Annotated in this window: 6 protein-coding genes and 1 riboswitch; of the genes, 1 reads left to right on the plus strand and 5 read right to left on the minus strand. The window is 36.2% G+C overall.

Annotated elements, in window-relative coordinates; all coding sequences use genetic code 11:
- Positions 1-9: 9 nt before the first annotated feature.
- A complete protein-coding gene (locus tag ON15_RS07860) occupies positions 10-1,359 on the plus strand; it encodes an MFS transporter (protein WP_010580949.1) in 1,350 nt (449 codons plus the stop codon).
- Positions 1,360-1,566: 207 nt separating this feature from the next.
- Here ON15_RS07860 and yaaA read toward each other — a convergent pair whose 3' ends face one another.
- The 5 genes from yaaA to ON15_RS07885 all read right to left on the minus strand — a co-directional run bounded on the left by yaaA (position 1,567) and on the right by ON15_RS07885 (position 6,391).
- Positions 1,567-2,322: a peroxide stress protein YaaA gene (gene yaaA / locus ON15_RS07865; RefSeq protein WP_010580950.1), complete on the minus strand. Its 756-nt coding sequence runs from the start codon at positions 2,320-2,322 to the stop codon at positions 1,567-1,569.
- A gap of 67 nt (positions 2,323-2,389) precedes the next feature.
- Positions 2,390-2,950 (minus strand): ECF transporter S component, encoded by a 561-nt coding sequence (locus ON15_RS07870; RefSeq protein ID WP_010580951.1) that lies wholly within the window; start codon positions 2,948-2,950, stop codon positions 2,390-2,392.
- 16 nt (positions 2,951-2,966) lie between these two features.
- Positions 2,967-3,941, minus strand: coding sequence for a nucleoside hydrolase (locus ON15_RS07875; RefSeq protein ID WP_010580952.1), 975 nt, complete (start codon positions 3,939-3,941; stop codon positions 2,967-2,969).
- Positions 3,942-3,971: 30 nt separating this feature from the next.
- Positions 3,972-4,016: riboswitch (PreQ1 riboswitch) on the minus strand.
- A 137-nt stretch (positions 4,017-4,153) separates the two neighbouring features.
- Entirely contained in the window at positions 4,154-4,633 is a 480-nt protein-coding gene (gene rlmH, locus ON15_RS07880; protein ID WP_010580953.1) for a 23S rRNA (pseudouridine(1915)-N(3))-methyltransferase RlmH, read from the minus strand.
- Between the two features lie 465 nt (positions 4,634-5,098).
- Positions 5,099-6,391: a S1C family serine protease gene (locus ON15_RS07885; protein WP_010580954.1), complete on the minus strand. Its 1,293-nt coding sequence runs from the start codon at positions 6,389-6,391 to the stop codon at positions 5,099-5,101.
- Positions 6,392-6,506 lie beyond the last annotated feature (115 nt).

Below are 6,506 nucleotides of genomic sequence, written 5' to 3' on the forward strand. Positions count from 1 at the left end.
GGAATTTAAATGGAACAAGTTGTTAATGAACGAGAGTTTGATCAAACTAAAGCACGTAGTCTGAAGGCTCGGATGGATCAAATTCAGCCAACTAAAACTTTTTATAAGATTTTTATTTTAGTCTCAGCTGGCATGTTTCTTGATGCAATTGATGTTTACTTAGCCAGTGGCGTCAGCAGCTATATGTTAAAAACTGGCTGGTCAACCTTGCCATTAAACTCAATCTTTTTGTCAGTTGGATTTTTGGGACTTTTTCTGGGCTCCGTCTTTGCTGGGATAATTGGTGATTTCTTTGGTCGCAAGCGGGCTTATCAATTGAACCTGCTGATCTTTGGTGGTTTTACCTTATTAGGGGCCTTTGCTCCCAATATGCATTTTCTGATTGGCTGTCGATTTATTGCGGCCATTGGCTTAGGTACTGAAATTGTGACTGGCTTTTCAATGATTAATGAATTTGCTCCCATCAAAAGTCGCGGCCGTTGGTGTGCAACTACCTCATTCGTTGCTAATTGTGGTGCACCACTAGCAATGTTGTTATGTACGCTGCTGATTCCACACTTTACCTGGCGCATTGTGTTTGTAATCGCCGGAGCCGCTGCTTTAGTTTTATGGTATTTTCGTCGAACTTTGCCGGAATCACCCCGCTGGAGTATTAACCACAAACGTTATCAAGAGGCCCAAGTTGTGATTGATCAACTCGAAAACGAAATGAAAACCGCTCAAATTGCCCAAGCCAAACAAACTGTAAAGCCAGAAATGGCTGAAAAAGTTGCTGCTGAGATCAATTCACATTTTGTGCGAAATTTATTTGTGGCTATTTTCGCTGTTTCGGCAGCAATTGTTTGCCAATATACTTTTACTTCCTGGGTTCCAACTTTATTGGTCAAACAAGGCGTTAATATTGTTTCTTCTTTAGGTTTTAGTACTGTAATGATGCTAGGAGCTCCAGTCGGTGCCTCTATTGGTTCACAACTAGTTGATCGGATCGGTCGAAAACCAACTATCATTAGTGCTTTTATCGGTGCAGCTATTTTAGGTTTAGTTTATTCAATTCAAAAAGCTCCAGCAATGGTAATGATCATTGGTTTCTTATTAACAACTTGTTTCTATATTTTAATGGCTTCTGTAATTGGTGTTTATATTTCTGAATTGTTTACCACCAAATATCGTTTTCGGGGATCTGGAATTGCTAATGGAATTTCCAAATTGATTACTGTTGGAATGCCTTTGTTCGTTTCTTGGCTGTTAACTGTTGCTAATGCAACAATGATTTTTGTCGTCATGAGTGCTTTTGCAATTATTGCAGCTTTAGTTGTCGCTTTCTTAGGTCCAGAAACTAATAATCAAATCTTAGAGTAATTCCTTGGAAAATAGCTGAATAGCAACTAAGTCATTGCAAAAATCTTCTTTATAAACTATTTATTGCGATAATTGATGATTGCTTAAACTGCCAAAACATTGTCTAAATATTCCTCATGGTCAATTACTACTTGATTATCTTTAGTTGCCAAGCAAGACCACTAAAAAATAAGGTAACTTTCTGCCTAATTTAAGGCGGAAAGCTTTTTATTTCCATCCATTTTCTTTAACAAAAACCAAATTATTTTTACTAGACAATTTTGGTTGATACTGATAGCCTTCTAAATTAAAATCTTTTAACGCTTTAACTTGTCTGAGTTGATTTTCAACAATAAATCGAACCATATTTCCACGGGCCCGTTTGGCAGCCGTTGCCAATTGACGATACTTTCCCTGACTAAATTGTTTAAAACTACATGTCACCAAGCGATCCCCCGGTTGTAAATATTTTTCAATAGTTTGAGCGTATTCCTTAGAAGCTAAGTTAATAACTGGTTCCTGTGTTTGAAAAACTTGATGATATAACCGATCACCCCAATATTGATACAATGTTTGATAACCATTGATGTTGATTTTTGCACGCATTTCTAACCGATACGGCTGAATCCCATCGAAAGCGTGCAAGACACCATAAAAACCTGATAAAATATATAAATCAGCCGCTACCTGATCTAATGCTGGCTGAGAGAAAACTTCTGGACCCATCGCTTGAAATTGAATACCATTATAAGCCATAATTGCCGGAGTTAATGCTTGAGTTAAACTGATCTCTTTCAAGGATTGATAGTTAATTTTTGTTAACCGATCACTGCACTGCCAAACATTCTTTAACTGCTGATAACTTAATGACTGCATCCAAGTTAATAATTGCTGAGTTTGTTTTAAAAAGACCGGCAGTCCTTGAATCACAAAGTCATCAGGTGCCGACAGCATCTTTTTGGCTGGCGAAATGATTATTTTCATAAAAACTTCCTCCTAACATACAAAAGCAGTTAGCCAGCTTACCTGACTAACTGTTTCAAAACTTTGGTTATAAAGGTTTAACAATTTTTGCTTTTAAAATCCGATACAAAACGGCAACTACGCTAACTCCAATCAAGCGATCAAAATAATCAGTGATCAATTGGACAATAAAGACCGCAAAAGCTTTATTCAAACCCAACCCCAATAATAATTGCACAATAATACTTGAGCCAGATGAAGTGATTCCATGGAATAAAAAGTAGGTAATTGCTGTTGAAACAACTGTTCCTGGCAAAGAAATCAACAATGCTACCAACCAGAGACTTTTCCATTTGTCAGGTTGCCATTTATGATACAACAAACTTGCACCAAGACCAATTACTAACTGTACGGGTAAATAATATAATGAGATTAAATCACTGGTCAAGCCCATGATAATACTAGTAACTCCACCAGCAAAGCATCCCGCAAGTGGGCCTAATAAAGCAGCTGCTAAAATTGTTCCAATCGTATCTAAATACACTGGTAATTTCAATAATAAAGCCAAATTGCTCCCAACAATATTTAAAGCCGCCGCCATTGCAATGATAATAATAAATTGCAACGAGATTTTCTTTTTAGTTGACATTTGATCCGTTCCTTTTTCACATGATTTGATCCAAAACTTCTGTCAGTTCCGGATCTTTTGCTTGAATAATCCTTTGTAAAAACATGTGCATAAAATTCTGGCCGTCAACTTCTGTCAGAACAAGTGCATTACTCGTTTCTTGCCAAAAACCTTGGACATCAACCATACTTTGACCGATTGCTAAACCGTCAGTAACGATCTTTACTCGTGCTTCAAAACCTTGACACAAAGTTGGCTCAAGTAAAAAAGCAACAGCTAATGGATCATTGATCACACAACCAATGACTTTTTCCTGCTGCCAGTGAAAATCAAAGTAAAATCTGGTTATTTTTTTTATGAAATTACCGATTCGCTGATTTTTTTGCCAAATGTATTCAAGAATGTTGGGCGTCAAAACAATTTTTCGAGTCACATCTAGATCAACCATTTTAATTGGAACTGGGGTGTGATCAAAAACATAAGCTGCTGCATCTGGATCGCACCAATAATTATACTCAGCTACTGGTGAACAATTACCATGTGAGCGGAAATTGCCACCCATTGAAATAATTGCTTGACAATTATGCCAAACTGTCTGCCGAGCTTTAAGAGCTAATGCTAAATTAGTTAACGGTCCAATTGCTAAAATCACAACTTGCCGATTTTGCGCCAAAGTTTGCTCGATAAAACCAACTGCATCCGGCTGAACTGTTGTTTTAGTAACCAATGGGAGTTGGCTTTCGCCTAAACCATCTTGTCCATGAGTATCCTGAGCACTGACATAAGTTCTTTTTAATGGTTTAGCTGCTCCTATATACACTGGAATATCCAAACGGCCAGTAAATTCGAGCACCTTGAGCGCATTTTGCGTGCCAATTTCAGCCGGTACATTTCCACTAACAATCGTAATCCCTAGAATTTCAAGCTCTGGCGAATTAATCGCTAACAGTAATGCTAGACTATCATCAATTCCTGGATCACAATCAATAATAACTTTTTGTTTTGCATTCATTTTCCAACCTCCTTTCCCTGTCTCGGGATGAGATCCTTGGTTTTTTATCCTGGGAAGTTCACGAACCAGTCGAGTTATAACTCATTTATTAAATGCACAATAGTAAGTATAAATTAAAATGCTCTAAATTTAAAGGAAATGAAGAAACTAATCAGTTTAGTGACCAATCTTTTACAGAAATCTGCTATAACACTTCCACCATAAGAACCATATCATTTATGATACGGACTACCATTATTGATCATAAAAGCCCGATAAATCTGTTCTGTCAAAACTAGGCGCATTAATTGGTGCGGTAATGTAAACTGCCCAAATGAAATCTGTGTATCCGCACGCTTTAGAACAGCAGAACTTAACCCTAACGAACCGCCAATTATAAATGTTAAATCACTATGACCGTAAGTCGTCAACTGTTCGATTTCATTAGCAAATTCTTCTGAGGTTCGTTCTTTACCTAAAATCGCTAATGCAAAAACATACTCTTTTTCCTTAATTTTAGCTAACAAACGCTGCCCTTCAATTTCCTTGACTTGTTCCATTTGAGCAAGGCTTAAATTTTCTGGGGCTTTTTCATCTGGAACTTCAATGATTATAAATTTACAAAATTTAGTTAAGCGTTTAGCATATTCTGCAATTCCCTGTTTTAAGTACTTCTCTTTCAATTTACCGACGACCAGCAATTTGATGTTCATAACTTACCACCTTTTCACATCTTATCCACAAAGTTATCCACATATCCACAATTCATCAGTCAATATCTTGTTACGAACAAACTTTCGTCACAAGATTTATTTAAGTCATTTTTGTCAAGCTCTAATTAGTTATCCACAGTTATTCACCTGTGAATATTGATAACTTGTTCTCCCCAAATTGTTGATTTATCAGTATTTAAAGCAATCTGTCTTTGGCAAAAATAAATATTATCAACAGTTGTTTTGTTCAGCTGTGGATAACTAAAGCCGGCAATGAAAACTTATTTTCGTAAAGCTCTTTGACTTTTTAACAATTCAATTATAACTTATCCACTTCTTTTTCCACACCCTGTTGATTAAATTCATTTTTTGGCCATTTTTATACAAAAAGGCAGGTTAGCATGAAAATTTTTTTATGCTAACCTGCCTTTATTCATAATTAACAATTATCTTTGAACTTAATCATTAATTTCCTGAGTTTGAAGATGTTGTAGTATTTTTATCATTAGCTTCTAAAGTTAACTTAACATTAGCCGTTTTCAGTGAACCATCATGATAATATTGAATTTGAACTGTATCGCCAATTTTATGCTTATACAATGCCTCCCGCAAGGTTGCCAATCCTTTAACTTTCTTATCGCCTAATGATGTGATCACATCATACTTCTGTAAACCAGCATTTTTAGCTGGTGAGTTATTAGAAACTTTCAAGACGACTACTCCATTTGAAACGCTGGATGGTAACTTTAAAACTGATTTTCGATCAGTCGAAGAAATATAACTAAGATCCACTAAAGAAATTCCCAAGGCTGGCCGACTAATTTTACCATTCTTCACTAACTCATTGATAATTTTAACAACTTCATTGCTCGGAATTGCGAAACCCATTCCTTCAACTGAAGTCGATGAATCTGAACTTGAATTAGTTGACGCCAACTTCATCGAGTTAATCCCAACGACTTGACCATCAAGATTGATCAATGGACCGCCAGAGTTTCCTGGATTAATTGCCGCATCAGTTTGAATAACTGTTGTTTGGCCAGTTGTCATTCCTGAACTATCGGTTGTATCAATTGTCCGTTTTTTAGCTGAAATAATTCCTTGTGTCAAGGAAGTTGCATATTTAGACCCTAATGGAGATCCAATCGCTAAGGCCGTCTGACCAACTTTGATGTCATTTGAATTACCAAATGAAGCAACTTGCTTAACATATTGTGCGTTGATCTTTAAAACTGCTAAATCAGTGATTGAATCATGCCCGACTACAGTAGCTTTTAACTTTTTGCCGCTATTTAGCAAAATCTCAACTTTATCTGCACCAGAAATAACATGATTATTAGTAACAATGAAAGCAGTGTTGCCTGTTTTCTTATAAATGACACCTGAACCTTCACTTTCAGTCGTATCATCATTCGATCCCGATCCAAACAAACCATCTAAAGCATTACTACTGCTACTTTCCGAATATGCTTCAACTGAAACAACCGCATTTTTTATTTTATTAAAGGCTTTAGTTGATTGCGTACTTACATTAACCTTAACATTGCTGACTTTTGTCGTTCCTTGAGAATTTTCAACCGTTGCTGAATTATTTTGATAATATTGATAGCCACCAGCGACGATTCCTCCACCAAGAACACCACCAATCAATGCAACGAGTAAAACTTTTCCATACCCATTATTTTTTGGAGGACGTTGTTTTTTATTTTCATTGCTTATTTGAATTTTAGAAACCTGATTTTTATCTTCTTCATCCATAAATTCGCGCACAGTCTCCTAACATTAACTGCGCCCTTCCTCCCTTCATACCCTTAAATAATTTTGTAATTTTATTTTACCGATTTTTTTTGAAAAAATCATGAATTTAGTTCTA

The organism is Liquorilactobacillus vini DSM 20605 (genome assembly GCF_000255495.1).
In the GTDB taxonomy this organism is placed as follows: domain Bacteria; phylum Bacillota; class Bacilli; order Lactobacillales; family Lactobacillaceae; genus Liquorilactobacillus; species Liquorilactobacillus vini.

Coding starts and splice junctions, on each gene's coding strand:
- ON15_RS07860 (WP_010580949.1), top strand. CDS start 10: ATGGAACAAGTTGTTAATGAACGAGAGTTTGATCAAACTAAAGCACGT.
- yaaA (WP_010580950.1), bottom strand. CDS start 2,322: ATGAAAATAATCATTTCGCCAGCCAAAAAGATGCTGTCGGCACCTGAT.
- ON15_RS07870 (WP_010580951.1), bottom strand. CDS start 2,950: ATGTCAACTAAAAAGAAAATCTCGTTGCAATTTATTATTATCATTGCA.
- ON15_RS07875 (WP_010580952.1), bottom strand. CDS start 3,941: ATGAATGCAAAACAAAAAGTTATTATTGATTGTGATCCAGGAATTGAT.
- rlmH (WP_010580953.1), bottom strand. CDS start 4,633: ATGAACATCAAATTGCTGGTCGTCGGTAAATTGAAAGAGAAGTACTTA.
- ON15_RS07885 (WP_010580954.1), bottom strand. CDS start 6,391: ATGGATGAAGAAGATAAAAATCAGGTTTCTAAAATTCAAATAAGCAAT.